The organism is Bacteroidota bacterium, from assembly GCA_020161395.1.
Lineage (GTDB): Bacteria > Bacteroidota > Ignavibacteria > Ignavibacteriales > Ignavibacteriaceae > UTCHB3.
On the sequence record JAIUOE010000002.1, the window covers coordinates 378912 to 397012 of the forward strand.

An 18101-nucleotide genomic window follows, 5' to 3' on the forward strand; every position below is an offset into this window, starting at 1 on the left:
AATTTACCATGTAAATCATTCAATTTTTGAACCATTAAATACAACTAAATTGAACCCGATAATTAAATTCTTTGTATTACTTTTCCTCTTTCCGTTTTTTGCACAGGCACAGTTTACATCATCCAATCTTCCCATCGTAATTATCAATACCAACGGGCAGATTATTATTGATGATGAAAAAATAACTGCCGACATGGGTGTGATATATAATGGAGAGGGCGTCCGCAATTACATGACCGATCCCCGAAATCACTATAACGGTAAGATTGGTATTGAAATCAGAGGCTCCAGCACACAGATGTTCCCTAAAAAAGGCTATGCAGTCGAGACCAGAGACTCAGCCGGGGAAAATCTTAATGTACAGTTGCTCGGCTTGCCATCCGAAAACGACTGGGTCTTTAATGCCGAGTACAACGACAAAACCCTGATGCGAAACACCCTGGTGTATGATATGGCAAGAAAAACCGGTCGATATGCCTCAAGGTCGCGCTATTTCGAACTTGTACTGAATGGAGAGTATATTGGTACATACCTCCTGTTGGAAAAAATTAAAAACGACAACAACCGTGTCCCGATTAAGAAACTTAACCCGACTGACATCACGGGTGACGCCCTTACAGGGGGTTACATCGTTAAAGTGGACAAACTTGACGGTGAAGACAATGGAGGCTGGTATTCAACATACCCTCCCTACCCGGGTGCCTCACAGTCAATTTATTATCAGTTCCACATACCAAAAGCCTCCGATATTGTCCCGCAGCAGATCAATTACATAAGAGCGTTCGTAACCAATTTTGAAGGCGTCATGGCATCCCCTCAGTTCGAGGACTCCTTATATGGCTACCCTTCAATTATTGATGAAAATTCTTTTGCCGACATGTTCCTCATCAGCGAAGTTTCGAGGAATGTGGACGCATACCGCTTGAGTGCTTTTATGTACAAAGACAGAGACTCAAGGGACAGGAAACTTTTTGCCGGTCCTGCATGGGATTTTAACCACTCCCTCGGAAATGCAAACTACTATAGTGCCTGGCTCGGAAACGGGTGGCAGCTCGATGTTCTCACCGGCGATACGAGTTTCCTCTACAATGACTATTTCCAGGTCCCCTTCTGGTGGAAAAAATTTAAGGACTCCCCAAGATTCAAAGCTAAAGTGAAGGAAAGATGGGCTGTACTTAAAAACACAGCCTTCGATAAAACCCGGATTTTTGGTGTAATAGATTCGCTGGTGACATATCTGAACGAAAGTCAAACCCGCAACTTCCAAAAATGGCCCATACTTGGTCAATGGATCTGGCCCAACTGGTATGTGGGACAAACATATCAGGATGAGATCAACTACCTGAAAAACTGGATTAATGGTAGACTCCTTTGGGTTAACTCCACGATTAATCTCTTTACTTCCACCGAAGATGAGAAACCCCTCCCTGAAGATATTCTCCTCATTTCCAACTATCCGAACCCGTTTAATCCGGTCACTAATATTGATTATCAGATACCGGGAAATGGTAGTGCAAACATTTCCGTCTTTTCCGCAGACGGAAGTCTCGTTTCCACACTTTTCTCAGGCGAGGTTACAAAAGGGAGATATAAAGTGGAATTTGATGCAGGTAATTTGGGACTGGCATCCGGTTTTTATCCTGTTGTTATTTCCTTTTACCCTGAAAATGGTGTAATGCAAAAGAAAACTGCAAAAGTGATTTTTTTGAAATAATTTTTTTCAATACAAGCGAGGTAAACCCGTTAAAGATGCTCGAATTACGAAACATTACAAAAACATTTGGAAAGACAACAGTTGTTGATAATATATCAATTACGATAGACGAGGGTGAATTTTTCTGTCTATTGGGTCCCAGTGGTTGTGGCAAAACCACCCTCCTGAGAATGATTGCAGGATTTGAGACCCCGACGAAAGGCTCAATTGTATTAAACGGTCTGGATATCACTTCCTTTCCCGCATACAAAAGGGATTTCAACCTCGTCTTCCAGAATTTTGCCCTGTTTCCACATCTTTCGGTCTATGACAATGTTGCTTACGGCCTCAAAGTGAAAAGAATCAACGCTTCAGAAATCGGGGAGAGAGTAAATCAGACGCTCGATTCCCTCGGTCTGCAGGGTTTCGGGAAGAGACTACCTTCAACCCTTTCAGGAGGACAGCAACAAAGAGTGGCGGTTGCCCGGGCAATCATAAACCGCCCTAAAATTTTACTCCTCGATGAACCATTGTCATCACTCGATAAAAAAATCGCTGAACGCACCCTCATTGAGCTCACTGATCTGCAGAAAAACCTCGGAATCACTTTTTTGTATGTCACCCACAATCAGCATGAGGCCCTTTCACTTGCCGACAGAATAGCACTTATAAACAACGGAAGAATTTCACAACTGGCGTCTCCTGCCGCTCTGTACGAAAAACCTGCTGACCGTTTCACCGCCGGTTTTATAGGTAAAATGAATTTTCTTCCCGCCGAGATAATCAGCAGAGTTGATGACCACTATAAAATTAAACTTTTCGACACCCACACTATCAACTTCAAATCCGGTGGTGATTTCAGACTTGGAAACAGTTCATACTTTTGCCTGAGACCCGAAAATATCTCGATCTCCAGAAGTCCGGATGAAATAACAGGAAACTCCCTCCCGGCAGTTCTAAAGCACAGGGTCTATCTCGGTGATTCCATCGATTTCGAATTTGTTACCGGGAACGGCACCTCCCTTCTTGTGAAATCTCATCGCCACCCGGGCAGTGAGAACTTAAACTCCATTATTCCCGGCGATCAGTGTTTCCTTAAGTGGGAAGACTCTTCAGGTTGGATAGTTAGTGAAAACTAAAAAAAGAGATTTCCTTTTTTATCTCGCACCGCCGGGATTTTGGCTGTTCATCTTCTTTTTTATTCCTCTTCTTCTCATTGCAGGATATGCCTTTGCGGTAAAAGATGCATACGGTGGAATAAAGGAAGGATTCACTTTCGAAAATTTCAGTCAGGTGTTTGAACCCCTTTATCTCGGAGTTTTTGTAAGATCTCTTCTGGTTTCTTTAGGTGTAACTGTCACCACTGTGTTACTCGGGTTTCCTGTCGCATATTACTTGAGTTTTACACGAAGCAGGTTAAAGTACTTTTTACTTTTTTGCATTACACTTCCGCTGTGGACCAATTTTCTCGTAAAGGTTTATTCGTTTATAATTCTGCTCGGTGAAAACGGACTTGTAAACAATTTCCTGATCTGGTGCGGACTGGTTGATAAACCCCTGGCTCTGATCAACAATACATTTTCTCTCTACCTGTCATTCGTCTATATCAACCTTCCTTTCCTTATAATGCCAGTTTATGCATCACTCGATAAAATAGACCACTCATTTATTGAAGCGTCACAGGACCTCGGGGCGGGGAGAGTAAAGACTTTCTGGAAGATTATTGTCCCCTGGTCAGCTCCGGGACTTGCAGCCGGAATCGTATTTGTGTTTGTTCCAACTCTCACAAATTTTCTCGTCCCCGAGTTTCTCGGTGGAATCAACAACTATATGATCGGAAATCTGATCACACAACAGTTCTCTCACTCAAGAAATCTCCCCCTCGGTGCCGCCTTCAGTTCGATAATTGTTATCCTCGTGGTGATAGTGACCGCCGCCTACCTGAAATATTTCAATCCATATTCAAAAGATGAGGATTCGAATGAACGGTAACGCCGGTGAAGAACGCTTCGAAAAACAGAGCATAAAAGTCTCCAAAGGAACTGTCCTGACTTCATTTGCCATTGGACTCTTCCTTCTCTTTCCCGTGATAATAACAATGTTTTTTTCTTTTAACGAGTCAAACAGAATTACATCATGGGAGGGATTCAGTCTGAAGTGGTACCGGAGTGCATTCGAGAATATTTCACTTTGGGCTGCAATAAAAAACACAGTGATCGTAGCTGTTGCCAACACCTTTTTCTCTACAATTCTTGGAACCCTGGCTGCATACGGGATGGCACGATATAATTTCAAATTCAAATCAGTCTTCAGAAATTTCATCTACATCCCTGTAATTCTTCCGGAAGTTATTTTCGGAATGGCTCTTCTGACACTTTTCAACGCGCTGGGTTTGGGACTTGGGCTCACCACTGTTATTATATCTCACATTTCGTTTTCCGTCTCATTTGTGATTCTGATTGTGGGTGCCCGCCTCGATCACTTCGACTTTAAACTCGAGGAAGCAAGTCTTGATCTGGGAGCTACTCCCTCCGCAACATTTTTCAAAGTTGTACTCCCTGTCATCTACCCGGGAGTACTCTCGGCAGCAATTTTTGCTTTCACTTTGAGTGTCGATGATTTTATTATCACTTTTTTTACGGCAGGGACGGGGGCATCCACACTACCCGTAAAAATCTATTCAATGATCAAATTTGCGATCACTCCCGAGATAAATGCCGTATCAACAATTCTGATCATACTGACCTCCATCGCACTTGTCTCATCATTTTTTCTGCAAAAATCTAATCTGCTCGAAAAAATCAAACCCCGCTACATAGTTTCCGTTTTTATCATATTTACTCTTGGTATTGCCTCCGTTTCTTTCTGGCTCGGCAACCGTGAGCAGGTGAATGTGTTCATTTGGACTGAATACATCGATCAAAAAATAATAGATGAATTCGAAGCAAAATATGATATCAAGGTAAACCTCGATTATTACAGCAACAACGAGGAGATGCTGTCAAAACTGCAGATGGGATATAACGGATACGATCTCATCTTCCCTTCCGATTATATGGTGGATATCATGTTAAAGAAAGGGATGCTGGGAAAAATTGACAAGACAGCAATTCCAAATTATAAATACATCGACCGTTCTTTCAAATCGGGTTATTTCGACCCAAAAGGTGATTTTCACATCCCTTATGCATATGGTTACATGGGAATTGTTTACAACAGGGAAATGGTGAAAAACCCGCCCGCATCGTGGAGTATCCTTTGGGATGAACGCTTCAAAGGAAAGATCATCATGATGAATGACATGAGAGAGGTTTTCTCAGTGGTGTATAATTATCTTGGGATGGACATCGAAAAAAGAAGTGAAGCCGATCTCGAACGGGCTCTTACAATGCTAAAAAACCAAAAGAGGCTGTTAAAGAAATATGAGAGCAGCGTTGTGCAGGAATATCTCTACTCAGGCGAAGTGTGGCTCGCCCATACCGACCTCGGTACTGCCCTCAAAATTATGCAAAACGACCCGAAATTCGATTTTATCGCCCCGCTTGAAGGAACCAATATCTTCCTCGACAATATGAGCATCCCGGCTCAGGCACCCAACCGGCAGAATGCCCTCAAATTCATAAACTTCCTTCTCGAACCCCGGAACACCGCCCTCAACATCGCAAAAGTTCTCTACCCGATGCCAAATACAGGTGCTGCCGAATTTCTCCCTGAACAGATAAAAAAGAATTCACTCCTCTTCCCCACTCCCGAACAGATAAAATCATTCACCATGCTGAAAGATCTCGGAGACTTTAACACAAAACTCGATATTGCCTGGACAAGGCTGATGAATTATTAGGTTTTCTTCTCTCTCCTCATCTCCCAAATTTTCATATAGGTGAGGAGATTTGTAAGAGCGTGAAGTATTGAGATTATCAGTCCTTCTACTCCGTCTGTGAAACCGCGGCGGAGGATGTAATGCTGCAGGAAAGCTGCGAGAGGATTGACAATGAAATTCAAAGGTGTGGAGCGCTTTGTAAGATAGCTTTCTTCAGCTTCGAGAGTGGAATAATTGTTGATCTTTGCAAAGGTGCTTTTAAGGTCAAAATGGGTGTAGTGAAGTATATCCTTTGTCAGATAGCCAACCTCGCCGGCAACGACAAATCCTTCATGAACTTTTCGATCAGTAAGTCTGGTGAGGCTTTTTTTGAACAGCCGAAGCTGAAATCCGGGGTACCAGCCGCACGATTTTATCCATTTCCCGTTAAAAAAAGTCTTGCGGGGGATGTAAAAGCCATCAAACGAGGGGTCTGCCTGAAGTATGCCAGTGATTTCGTTTTTCAGCTCTTCTGAAACTTCCTCATCAGCATCGAGACTCAGAACCCATTCATTTGTGCAGCTTCTCAAGGCAAAGTCTTTCTGTTCCGAAAAACCTTTCCATTCATTGTGGATTACTTTTGCTCCCAATCCTTTTGCGATCTCTACAGTCCCGTCCTTGCTTCCTGAATCCACCACGATAATTTCATCAGCCCAGGCAACGCTTTTCAGACAACGGGCAATATTTTTTTCTTCGTTGAGGGTAATAATTGAAATGGATATTTTTTGCAAGCTCAGCCTAAAAATTTCTTCCGGGTTTCAGGAGTCGGAATTCTGCACGCCTCTTCCCTGCCGAAAAACCTGTATCTGTTTTTCGCTATAAGAGAATAGACTCCGTTTCTAATAAAAGGGGGAACAATAATGAATATATATAAGATTCCGAAAAAGCCACCCAGTTCTCTCGCCACCCTGAGACCGGCACTTGAACTTGTGTAATGTTTTTCTCCATTCAGAAGTATAAATGTATCAAAATCCGTCTGTGAGAGTTTTAAATTGGAGAGGGTTTCCTGTCCAAGGTCTGACTGAAGCGATGCAAACCGGAATTTATCGTTCTTATCTCTGTCAATTATAAAATTCACCCAAAAATTGCAGAAATTACATACACCATCGAACAGGATTACAAACTTATCTTTTGGGAGATCAAACATCTTCTATCTGTGAGAGTTTGATCATTTCGATTCTTCTTGCAGACGACCGGATAATATGAATCCTGAATATACCCGCGGTAACTATCTCACCCTGTGCAGGAATATTCCCCGTCTCTGCCATTATGAAACCACCAATCGTATTGTAATCTCCATCCGGAATACCAAGATCAAATTTTTCATTAATGCTGTCAACTTCAACATCTCCACCAATCAGGTATTCGTTATCCCCCGTCTGACGGCAGACATTCTCTTCAACATCATATTCATCTTTAATCTCACCAAACACTTCCTCAATCAGGTCTTCTGCAGTCACAATTCCGGCGGTTCCTCCAAATTCATCTATCACGACTGCGATCGAGATTCTTTCCCTAAGAAAATCATTCAGCATATCAACGCTTTTTTTCGTCTCGGGAACATTCAGTATCTGACGGACAATTTCAGACAGATACGCCGGCTGTTTAAAGAGGTCGTAGGCAAGTACAAATCCCGTGATGTTGTCAAGATTGTCTTCGTACACAGGAAGTTTCGAGTAACCCGATTCGATAAATGTTTCAATAACCTCTTCAAGACTGCTGTTTATTTCCACACCCACAATTTCGGTCCTGGGTCTCATTGCCTCATTAACCCGCTGATCCTGCATCTCGATCAGTTTCCTGATTGCCTTCCCTTCCTTCTTGTTCACATTTCCGGCATTCTCTCCTTCCTCTATCAGCAACTGGAGGTCTTCACGACGAACCAGATCAAGAAGTGAATCGGAGGTTGATTTTTTTCGACTTATTAAGAGGGTGAAATAACTTGCAAGCTTGACAAGAGGATAGAACACTATGTAAAGACCACGCATCGGAATAGAGAAAACAATTAACATGGTCGTGCTGAGTTCCCTGCCGATGTATTTTGGGATCAGTTCACCAAAAAACAAGATAACCATGGTGGAAATTATCAGAATCTCAAATTCATTGAAACCAAACCGTTCTGCTAAGAAAATGGTGGAAATGGAGGCAAAAGTGATATTCGCGATGTTGTTGCCAATCAGAAGTGTGGAAAAGAATTTCTCGGGATTATTGATGAAATAATGTGCAGCCTTCGCACCCGGATTGTTCTTCCCTGCTTTTATCTCAATTTTGAGCTTGTTGGAGACAATGTATGCCATTTCAGTCCCCGAGAAGAAGGCACTCATCAAAATCAATATTCCAAGAAGAAGAAGTTGCGTCTCCATCAGTATGTTCTCTTTACCTCGATACCGTCAATTCTCCCCTTATAAGTCTCACCTTTGTATCTGATCTCCAGCTTAAGGTCGATAGCTTTCAAATCCTTCAAGCCGGAAGTGCTGTTCCGCTCTTTTGAGGAAAATCTGAAATTGATAAAACTTGACTTACCCGGTTTCTGAAGTTTGTCATCCTCGGGGAGGATTAAAAACGGAAACTTTTTTAACTCCTTGCCCTCCGCATATATGATGGCATTCAAACAGACTATACTGTCGATTTCAGGTTTCTCCCAGGCAGCAAACATCGCATCTCCTGTGAAAAGAAAACCATTGGGACCACCCGGCATCATGTCAATCCAGGCTTCCGCTCTGTCTATCTTGAGAAAACCTTGGGTAACTGCATTTTCCACCGTCTTCCCGTTCTCCATCGAATTGCTCTCTTTCTCACAATTGCAGCATCCAGCAATAAAAACCATGGAAAGCAGAACCGGCATAAATTTTAAGTTGTGAAGTCTCATCATAAAACCTTGTAAACAATCAGAATTGTAGCCGAAAGATATAAAATTGCATTCAGTATTGTAGGAATATCTTTGAATAAAATTTCAATCGTACTCTCCCCTCTGTTATGAAGATAAACGAGATACATGTATCTGTAAATTCCAAACACTACAAATCCGGTTGTATAGATCAGTTTTTCGGTTCCAAAAGTTTCAACCGTTCTCTGTGAAACAGTGTAAAGGGTGTAAAAAACAATTACACTTCCCGCAGAAACAGCAGATATCTGATCGATGAATCTCCGTGAATAGTTCTCAAGCACCCGTCTGACCGGAACTGAATCCTGATCTTCCGAACTGAGCAGTTCCGACTCCGACATTCTTTTCATCACCGCAAGAAACAGGGAAATGAAAAGTGTAATAAGAATCAGCCAGCTTGAAGCCTCAACTCCTATTACCACAGTTCCTGCCCAAACTCTTAATATAAAACCGCCCGCTATTGAAAAAATATCCAGTAACACAATGTTTTTCAGCTTAAATGAGTAGGCTGTGTTTAGCAGAATGTATAAAATCACTATAATCTGAAACTGGAAATTCAGTTTTAAGGAGAAAAGAACAACAAGGATACCCAGCCCAAGCAAAACAAAAAGGGCATTTTGAACACTGATTTCACCCGACGGGATCGGTCTGAATCTCTTTTTCGGATGCAGCTTGTCCCTGTCCTTGTCGATGATATCATTCAGCACATAGACAATGCTCGAAGCAAAATTAAATGCTACAAATCCGAGAAGTGAAAGGATCAGGTCATCGGGACTAAAAAGCTTCCGGGAATAGACCAGGGGCACAAACAGGAAAACATTCTTAATCCAGTGTGGTGCCCTGATCAATCTCAGATATTTTTTGAAAATCAAAATACCGCTTCTTCCGTATATATTCCGAATGGTTCTTTTAATACATCTATCATCTCACCGAGTGTAACATAGTTTGCCGCAGCTTCCACAAACTCGGGCATCAAATTGTTACCGTTTTCGGCGGCATTTTTTATTGCTTCGAGTGATGCTTCAACCCCGGCACTGCTCCTGTGTTGTTTCAAATCGGCGAGCCGTTCCCTCTGAATCTTTTCCACTTCGGGCGAAATTGTCAGAATGGGAATATCAATTTTCTCGTCAGTTTCAACAAATTCATTCACACCGACGATTATTTTTTCTTTTTTATCCACTTCTTTTTGATAGGCATAGGCAGCGTCCGCAATCTGTTTTTGGAAGTAACCCGTCTCAATAGCAGGAATTACACCGCCAAGTGAATCAATTTCATCAAATATTCTGTTTGCTTCTGCTTCCATTTTGTCAGTCATCGACTCAACCATGTAGCTTCCGGCAAGCGGATCGACAGAGTTGATTACTCCCGTCTCATAAGCTATCAACTGCTGTGTTCTCAATGCAATTTTTACCGCTTTTTCGCTCGGAAGTGCAAGTGTCTCATCCATGGAATTGGTATGAAGTGACTGTGTACCACCCAAAACTGCGGCAAGCGCCTGAAATGCAGTTCTTACGATATTGTTTTCAGGCTGTTGTGCAGTGAGTGTACACCCTGCGGTCTGGGTATGGAACCTCAACCACCAGCTTCTCGGATTTTTTGCACCATATTTTTCCTTCATTCTCTTGGCATATATTCTTCTTGCAGCCCTGAATTTGGCAATTTCTTCGAAGAAATCAAGGTGTGAATTGAAGAAAAATGATATTCTCGGGGCAAATTCATCAATGTCCATACCTCGTTCCATACAAGCTTCGATATAGGCAAAACCATCGGCAAGAGTATATGCAAGTTCCTGAACAGATGTGGAGCCTGCTTCCCTTATATGATAACCGCTCACAGAAACGGGATTCCATTGCGGCACTTCATTTGTGCAATACTCGATCATGTCCACAATGATTCGCATTGATGGATGTGGAGGATAAATATATTCCTTTTGTGCTATATACTCTTTCAAAATATCATTCTGAAGTGTACCTCTGAGACTCTTAAAATCAACTCCCTGCTTCTGCGCTACTGCGAGATAAAAAGCAAAAATCATTGCAGCAGGTGAATTTATAGTCATGGAAGTGGAAACCTTGTCCAAAGGAATTCCCTTAAACAGTATTTCCATATCTTTCAGGGAAGAGATTGAAACTCCGCATATTCCCACTTCCCCTTCACTGAGAGGTGCATCGGCATCCCAGCCCATAAGTGTTGGAAGATCAAAAGCAACCGAAAGACCCGTCTGACCATTTTTCAATAAATAATGGAATCGCTCATTTGTATCCTCGGGTGAACCGAATCCGGCAAACTGCCGCATCGTCCACACCTTTCCCCGGTACCCGTTTGGATGAATTCCTCTGGTGTATGGATACTCACCGGGAAAACTCAAATCGCGATTGTAGTCAAAATTCTCTATGTCATGCGGACCATAAAGCACCTTAACGGGTTCACCGCTCACTGTGGTGTACTTCAGTCCCTTGTCTTTCGAACGGGCAACTTTTTGATTGTACTCGTTCAGCTTTTCGTTGTAAATCGAATTACTCATATTGATCTCCTGTTTTTCGTTTCGTTTTTCTTCCTACTCCCAATTTCAAATTTCAGCCGTCAAGAATTCAATGCATTCAAAATTAATCCCCCTGTGGTTAAAACCACAGGCTATTGTATTTTGTGTCCGTCGATTCATTACCCCTGTGGTTGAAACCACAGGCTATTGTATTTTGTGTTCGTTGATTCATTCCCCCTGTGGTTAAAACCACAGGCTATTGTATTTGGTATGAAAAATCATAACTAATAACTCATACCTAATACCTCAAGATGTTCTCCCAAACCTTCTGTCGAATTCATCAAGTGAGATTTTCAGAACGACAGGTCTTCCGTGTGGACAGACATATGGATTCTCGGTGGCAAAGAGTTCGTCTATCAGCCGTCGCATCTCTTCCTGCGAGAGCCGGTCACCCACTTTGATTGCAGCTTTACACGAGAATGATTTTGCCATGTTTTCAGTGGCATCCAAAATTTTCTCTTCCCTGTTCTCAATATACTGATCAAGAATTTCCAAAAGAATCTTTTCTTCCTCACCCGTCTTCACCTGTGAAGGGATGCTTTCAACAACCAGATCTGTTTTGGAAATTACTTTTACAATAAAACCCAGCCTCTGAAGATATTCCTGCAACTCCTTAACCAGCATCACCCTCGCGGGGTCCGTATGAATCACTTTTGGGAAAAGAAGCTGCTGAAAAAGGGGCATCCCTCTCGTCAACTGCTTTTTTGCCATTTCATATAAAATTCTCTCATGTGCCACATGCTGATCAATTATCATCAGACCCGTTTTAATCTGGCACAATATGTATTTGTTGTGCAACTGAATGATAAAGGGTGTCGAGTCGGTCTCCGCAGTGTCAGCGGGTATTCTCTCAAAAATCTTCGGAGTGTAGGCATCCACATTTTTATCACCGTATGATCCAACACTCACTGACTTACCTCCAAATGCAGTTGCATTTCCCTGACCATCACCCGAACCTGCATCTGCAAATGGATGATTCTCGTCATCGGTCTCTTCCCCCGTTTCTACTCTTCGCGAAATGGCGCCAAATATCAGGTCGATATCGCTGTCATTTATCACGGGACGCTTGGGAATGGAAGAGGAACCTGACCGGAAATCTCTCTCCCAGTTGTTTGCAGATCGTTGAGTGTTTTCGGGTCTGTCACTGAAATCACTTCTTTGCGTTCTGGAATAGTTGTCAAAACCAAGTTTTTCGGTCTCACCAAGACTGTTCACCGTAAATGAAAGTGAAGGGACAAGATCAAATTCCCCAAGACCTTTTCTGACCACTGCACTAACAAAGTTATATATATCCTTCTCCTCATCAAATCTCACTTCGAGTTTTGAGGGATGGACATTTACATCCACCTTGGCAGGATCAATCTCGAGAAAAAGGACAAAAAAAGGATAGTCCCCCTTCTCAAGGAAATTTTCATAAGCATTAAAAACTGCAAAATTCACCTGCTTCGACGAAACAAACCTTCCGTTCAGAAAAAGATACTGGTCTCCCCTTGCCTTCTTCACAAGTGCAGGCTTACCCAAATAGCCTTTTATCGAAAGATAATCGGTTTTTTCTTCAACGAATATTGTATTGTTTCTTACTTTATCCCCAAAAACCTGTGCAAGTCTTTCGACAAGTTCACACGCCGGGAAATCATGCACGAGCGAATCATCCGTAAAAAATTTAAAACTTATATCAGGTCGCCCCAATGCAAGCCTCTGAAATACATCGATTACATGACGCAATTCTGTGGAATCAGACTTTAAAAAATTTCTTCTTGCGGGAATATTGTAAAAAAGATTCTTTACACTAATATCCGTTCCTTTAAAATAACCACCCTGATCCTTCGTGATCGTTCGGCTGTCATCTATTTTAATTACAGTGGAAAGCTGCTCATTGCTTGTTCCCGTTTTCATTTCAAACTGTGCAACAGCAATCATCGAACTTAATGCCTCACCCCGGAATCCAAGAGTTGTTATCGCATCAAGATCACTCTCCACCACAATCTTGCTTGTAGCATGCTTCATAATGGAAACCAGAGCATCCTCTTCGGTCATCCCCTCACCATTGTCGATCACTCTTATGAGAGTTCTCCCGGCATTTTTAATGACGAGTTCGATCTCAGTGGCACCGGCATCAATAGAGTTTTCCATCAACTCCTTCACAGCCGATTCAGGCCTCTGGATGACCTCACCCGCCGCAATCTTGCTTGCTATATTCTCAGGTAAAACTCTTATTTTCATCTTTTTTTGTCTCTTTGCGTTCTTTGTGTCCTCTGCGGTTTCAGATAGTTACACGGATTTCACGGATTTTACACAGACTTCACGGATACTCTCTTTGCGTTCTTTGCGTCCTCTGCGGTTTCAGATAGTTACACGGATTTCAGGGATTTTACACAGATTTCACGGATACTTTCTTTGCGTTCTTTGCGTTCTCTGCGGTTTATTCTATCACCGAAGTTCCGAAGTTCTGAAGTTCCGAAGTTCTCTCGTACCTTGCAATTACAAACTCATCCCGTGCTTCACTGCTTACAAGGTTCCACTCCTCAAAGCTAAACCGTGGGAAAGTCACCTCTCCTTCGGCAGAAAACCTCATCCACGAAATTATCATCTCATCCACCAGTCCTTTTTCGAGAACCTGCCGGTAAATTTCACCCCCGCCAATTATAAACATTTTTTCTTTGGAAATGGTGCTTGCATATTCAAAGCCCTCCTCAAGTGAATGAAAAACCTTCACTTCAGGAAATTTTGGATCAAAGTTTTTATCGCGGGTTATAACTATATGTTCCCTGTCCCGCAGAGGTTTTTTGAAAAAACCGTATGTTTTTCGCCCCATAAGAACGGGATAACCGATGGTGGTAGCCTTGAAATGGTCAAAATCCTCTTTTACATTCCACGACATGTCACCGTTGGCTTTGCCGATTACGAAATTATTTGCCACAGCGACGATAATTATTCGCTTCAAACGGCAACCTCGAATTTAATCGCAGGGTGACTTGTATATCCAACCAGTTCAAAATCCTCGAATTTCAACTCATCAATCGGTTTTTTGGCAATTTTAAGTGTGGGAAGTGGAAGCGGTACCCTCTCAAGCTGTAATTTCAATCCTTCGAGGTGGTCATACTTCTCCTGCGGGGTTCCTTTATCGGCTACATATATATGAGCATCTATAATGGTGTGACTGAAAATCCCCGGCTCAAGTCCCGTTTCATTTGCGATTATCATGGTGAGCATCGAGTAAGCCGCAAGGTTGAAAGGTATTCCGAGAGCTATGTCCCCCGATCTTTGGGTAAGGTGACAGTTCAGTCTGTTCCCCTGAACATTAAATGCAAAGGTGTAGTGACACGGAGGAAGTTTGCTTTTTGTGGCATTTCCCGGTTCCCAGGCTGTTACAATCAGTCTGCGGCTGTATGGATTTCTCTTTATTTCGTCAATAATATATCTTATCTGATCAACCTGCCTTACCTGCCAGTTACCGTTTTCATCCATTTCAGCGGAGGGAAATTTCCTCCAGTAATAACCGTAGGCGGTTTCAAGATTTCCTTCCTCGTCAGCCCAGGCATCCCAAATCTTTGTGTGCTGCCTCAAATTCCTGATGTGGTCTTCACCCGAGAGATACCATAAAACTTCGTGTAAAAGCGATTTCCAGATCATCTTTTTGGTCGTCAGAAGTGGAAATCCTTTTGAAATATCCACACGATAATTCGCTGAAAAATAAGATATCGTATCAATCCCCGTCCGTGATGGTTTACGAACTCCTTCGTTCATTACGAGACGGACAAGGTCCAGGTATTCTTTCATCTTTGCTGTTCTGTTTAGAGGGATTTAAGAAAAAATTAAACCGCAATTTACAAAATTCGGGAGAATGTCTAATGGCAATTACTTACTCTCAAACAGGGTTCAAGAGTTACTTCAAAAGATTATCAACTCTGTTCACATCAGGAACATTTTCGTCACCAAGCAGGTAGGATGCACCTTTTCGCAGCACAGGCAGGTTGATATTAAGTGATTTTCTTCCTTCTTTCCATACGAGAGCGGTTTTGGAGTAAATGAGTTTCTTGTTATCCCCGTTTACTTCATAGATTCGTACTGGCAACGGGAGTCTCCCTTTGTTTTCAACCACAACCGCCACTTCACCATCCCCGGCTCCCTTCCCTTTTGTTTTATCTCCGTCGATTAAACTGTATTTCAATGTCATGTCAGGATAATCCCAGTTAAAAAACCACGATTTAAAATACCAGCTAAGGTCTTCACCATAGAAACTGCTCATGGTATTAAAAAAGTCAAACGGCATCGGGTGCTTTCCGTTCCACAATGAGATATAATATCTCATGGCTTCACGGAATTTCTCCTCACCCATAATATCCTGCAAAAAGAGATAAGCAAGTGAAGGTCTGTTATAGGCTGCCATTCTGTAGGTTTGTCCTTTAAGTTGAATTGAAGGTACCATAGGCGGCACTTCAAACTCTCGTCCGGCGAGTTCGTCGAAAGCCTTCATCTGGTTTGCTACCGGATTGTATTTCCCGACTTCTTTCTGAAATTTGTAAGGAATCATTCTTGCCCAGCCCTCGTCCATAAAAGCATATTTCACTTCATTTGTTCCCATAAAAAACGGGAAATATGTGTGTGCAATTTCGTGAGAAGTGAGCCCCACGGCCGAGGCATACGAATTTTCGGACCCGTCGTTCACCATCATCGGAAACTCCATACCTCCCTGACCATTAAAGACAGTCATCACAGGGTACGGATAAGGGACACCCGGTAAATCTTCGGAAAAATAGTTTATTGCCTTAACCGCAATGTCAGCAACCTGATAAAAATCTTCCGAATTTTCGTTATAAACTGCTGATACAAAAGCTTTTCTGCCTGTTTTTTTATCCACAATCATGGTTGAAGCATCCCATAGATAATCAACTGCAGAAGCAAATGCAAAATCAGGAACGAATTTGGCTTTATAATAAAAGGTGTTTTTCCCTTTTTTCGTCTTCAGGGCGGTTTTGTTCTCATTTGTGATGATGTTTACAATCTTTTCAGAGTTCATAGCCTTTTTCCATGAGTCAAGAATTGCATCTGAATATACTTCTGACGGGTTTTGCAATTCTCCCGTTGCCCAAACAAGGAATCCCTCGGGAACGGTAACTTTTACATCAAAATCTGCAAAATTATTGTAAAATTCCTGATTCATGGTGTAGTTTTGCATGTCCCATCCCTGAAGATCATCATAAACTGACATCTGGGGGTACCAGTAGGCAACGAAGAGGGTTGAATCGCTGTATTTCCCCATTCTGACTCTGGATATCTCCGGAATTTTAGCCTCCCAATTCATTGCGAGCGAAACCTTTGCACCACTTAACAAAGGTGAATCGAGACTTATCGTCATTAATGTGCCAGACCTGTTAATCATCCCGCTTTTTAAATCGATCTCCACACCATCAATTTTCAGGTCGGATATTACAGTGCCGTCATGCACATCTTTTGGATTGATCTGAAAATCCCTCGCCACTCCCTTTTTAAATGCATCCTGATATAATCTCAGAACGAGTTTTGTGAGGTTTTTGGGAAAGTTGTTTTTATATTCGATATTGATTTTTCCTTTTACCACTCCCTCGACGGGAAACAATTCTGCATCAATTTTGTAAGCAACATCGTTCATCACATAATTTTTCCCCGGTTTTCCCTCCGGAGTCCGAAATCCGCTTTCAACCGCCTCTCTGATATTCAGGGGCATATACTCATTTATTTCAAAGTTCTGGGCGAAGCCTGAGAATGACAGAAGAATGATTAACGGAACGATTGCAAACCGGAACATTGTGTCAGTCCTTTTTGGAAATTGAGTCTAATTGATCATAAAAAGCGGGATTGGAAACCGCGACACACTCTGATTCATTTACTTTCCCCCCCTGATTCAGAAGTGCCGCAAGAATTGAAAAAGCCATCGCGATTCTGTGATCGCCGTAGCTCTCAAAAAGGGCAAAATCATCCAAATCCTTTCCGTACAAAAGGAATCCGTCATCATACTCTGCCACTCCCGCACCGCAGAACTGAAGATTTTTCACAATTGCGGAGATTCTGTCTGTCTCTTTCACTCTAAGTTCTTTTGCATTTTTTATCTGAAATCCCCCCTCTGCAAAAAGTCCGGCAATGGTTAAAGCGGGAATTTCATCGATAATAAGGGGAATCTCTTCAGGGTCAATTTCTATATTTATAAGGTCGGATCTTTTAACAAAAATATCGCCCGACTTGCCACAGTTTCCCGTCTCTTCCCTGTCCACAATTATTTGACCACCCATTCGTTTCAGAATTTCGATCGCCATTGTCCGCTCAGGCGTAAGAAGGAGATTTTTAATTCTGAGGGTATCCCCCGCTATCAGGGTAAGAACTATGAAGAACATCGCACTCGAAATATCACCCGGAACCGTAAACTCTCCCGGTTTTGGATAGTATGCTTTTGAAACGGTCATTACTTTTCCCGAGGGGTGTGCCTCCCTTGGAATCCCGAGCATCTCCTCGGTATGATTTCTCGTTTCAAATGGATCAATCAGAGTCAATTTGCCTCTTCCGAGATGTAACCCCGCGAGAATCAGTGCACTTTTTACCTGTGCACTCGCCACTTCAAGAGTAATCTCAGCCGATTTGAACTTCCCTTTACTGACCGTCATCGGGAGGGAGTTGCCCGTAAGCTCAATTTTGGCACCAATTTTCTTGAGGGGATTTGCCACCCTCTCCATCGGTCTGGTTCTGAGGGAATCATCACCTGTGAGGGTTGATTCGAAATCCTGAGCAGAAAGAAGTCCTGCCAAAAGTCGTGCGGTCGTCCCTGAATTTCCGGCATCAAGATCTTTCTCAGGCTTTTTGAATCCCTTAAAACCAACACCCGTTACAACCAGATCCTCCCCTCTCTTTTCGAATCCGGCTCCCAGCTCTTTCAGGCAGTTGATGGATGATTCGACATCGGCACTGTGAGAAATATTCTTAATCACCGACTCCCCTTCAGCCATTGCAGCAAAAATCACAGCCCTGTGAGATACCGATTTGTCGCCAGAAAAGGTCAGTTCACCTTTTACTCTTTGTATCTGCTTGATTGTCTTTAAAGTCATAGTCTTTCCATATTCATTTCAGCCAAAATTCGACTGATATTTTTCTT

15 protein-coding genes are annotated in these 18101 nt (G+C 42.5%); 4 read left to right on the top strand and 11 right to left on the bottom strand.

Annotated features, from left to right (window positions below; all coding sequences use genetic code 11):
• Positions 1-49 precede the first annotated feature (49 nt).
• From LCH52_04195 to LCH52_04210, 4 genes are read left to right on the top strand one after another with little or no spacing between them, the layout of a single operon-like run.
• Entirely contained in the window at positions 50-1714 is a 1665-nt protein-coding gene (locus LCH52_04195; GenBank protein MCA0387673.1) for a CotH kinase family protein, read from the top strand.
• A 35-nt stretch (positions 1715-1749) separates the two neighbouring features.
• The gene (locus tag LCH52_04200; protein ID MCA0387674.1) at positions 1750-2832 is read left to right on the top strand and encodes an ABC transporter ATP-binding protein; all 1083 of its coding nucleotides are present in this window, start codon (positions 1750-1752) and stop codon (positions 2830-2832) included.
• Entirely contained in the window at positions 2822-3685 is an 864-nt protein-coding gene (locus tag LCH52_04205) for an ABC transporter permease (protein MCA0387675.1), read from the top strand. The genes LCH52_04200 and LCH52_04205 overlap by 11 nt, the downstream gene beginning before the upstream one ends.
• Positions 3675-5534: an extracellular solute-binding protein gene (locus LCH52_04210; GenBank protein MCA0387676.1), complete on the top strand. Its 1860-nt coding sequence runs from the start codon at positions 3675-3677 to the stop codon at positions 5532-5534. Before LCH52_04205 ends, LCH52_04210 begins: the two co-directional genes overlap by 11 nt.
• Here the strand turns inward: LCH52_04210 and LCH52_04215 are convergent.
• The 11 genes from LCH52_04215 to aroA form a co-directional block, all read right to left on the bottom strand.
• Positions 5531-6283 carry a glycosyltransferase family 2 protein gene (locus LCH52_04215; protein MCA0387677.1) on the bottom strand — a complete coding sequence of 251 codons (753 nt, stop codon included), beginning with the start codon at positions 6281-6283 and terminating at the stop codon, positions 5531-5533. The genes LCH52_04210 and LCH52_04215 overlap by 4 nt on opposite strands.
• A gap of 2 nt (positions 6284-6285) precedes the next feature.
• Positions 6286-6699: a DCC1-like thiol-disulfide oxidoreductase family protein gene (locus LCH52_04220; GenBank protein ID MCA0387678.1), complete on the bottom strand. Its 414-nt coding sequence runs from the start codon at positions 6697-6699 to the stop codon at positions 6286-6288.
• Positions 6692-7915, bottom strand: a complete 1224-nt coding sequence (locus LCH52_04225; protein ID MCA0387679.1) for a hemolysin family protein — start codon at positions 7913-7915, stop codon at positions 6692-6694. The genes LCH52_04220 and LCH52_04225 overlap by 8 nt, the downstream gene beginning before the upstream one ends.
• Positions 7915-8421, bottom strand: a complete 507-nt coding sequence (locus LCH52_04230) for a hypothetical protein (GenBank protein MCA0387680.1) — start codon at positions 8419-8421, stop codon at positions 7915-7917. Before LCH52_04230 ends, LCH52_04225 begins: the two co-directional genes overlap by 1 nt.
• On the bottom strand, positions 8421-9308 hold the full coding sequence (locus LCH52_04235) for a decaprenyl-phosphate phosphoribosyltransferase (GenBank protein MCA0387681.1): 888 nt from the start codon (positions 9306-9308) through the stop codon (positions 8421-8423). Before LCH52_04235 ends, LCH52_04230 begins: the two co-directional genes overlap by 1 nt.
• Positions 9305-10960, bottom strand: a complete 1656-nt coding sequence (locus LCH52_04240) for a methylmalonyl-CoA mutase family protein (GenBank protein MCA0387682.1) — start codon at positions 10958-10960, stop codon at positions 9305-9307. The genes LCH52_04235 and LCH52_04240 overlap by 4 nt, the downstream gene beginning before the upstream one ends.
• Positions 10961-11224: 264 nt before the next feature.
• On the bottom strand, positions 11225-13201 hold the full coding sequence (mutL, locus tag LCH52_04245) for a DNA mismatch repair endonuclease MutL (GenBank protein ID MCA0387683.1): 1977 nt from the start codon (positions 13199-13201) through the stop codon (positions 11225-11227).
• 199 nt (positions 13202-13400) lie between these two features.
• The gene (locus LCH52_04250; GenBank protein ID MCA0387684.1) at positions 13401-13922 is read right to left on the bottom strand and encodes a dihydrofolate reductase; all 522 of its coding nucleotides are present in this window, start codon (positions 13920-13922) and stop codon (positions 13401-13403) included.
• A complete protein-coding gene (gene thyA / locus LCH52_04255) occupies positions 13919-14758 on the bottom strand; it encodes a thymidylate synthase (protein MCA0387685.1) in 840 nt (279 codons plus the stop codon). The genes LCH52_04250 and thyA overlap by 4 nt, the downstream gene beginning before the upstream one ends.
• 106 nt (positions 14759-14864) lie before the next feature.
• Positions 14865-16766: a M1 family metallopeptidase gene (locus LCH52_04260; protein MCA0387686.1), complete on the bottom strand. Its 1902-nt coding sequence runs from the start codon at positions 16764-16766 to the stop codon at positions 14865-14867.
• Positions 16767-16770: 4 nt separating this feature from the next.
• Positions 16771-18054 carry a 3-phosphoshikimate 1-carboxyvinyltransferase gene (gene aroA / locus LCH52_04265; protein MCA0387687.1) on the bottom strand — a complete coding sequence of 428 codons (1284 nt, stop codon included), beginning with the start codon at positions 18052-18054 and terminating at the stop codon, positions 16771-16773.
• Between the last annotated feature and the right edge of the window lie 47 nt (positions 18055-18101).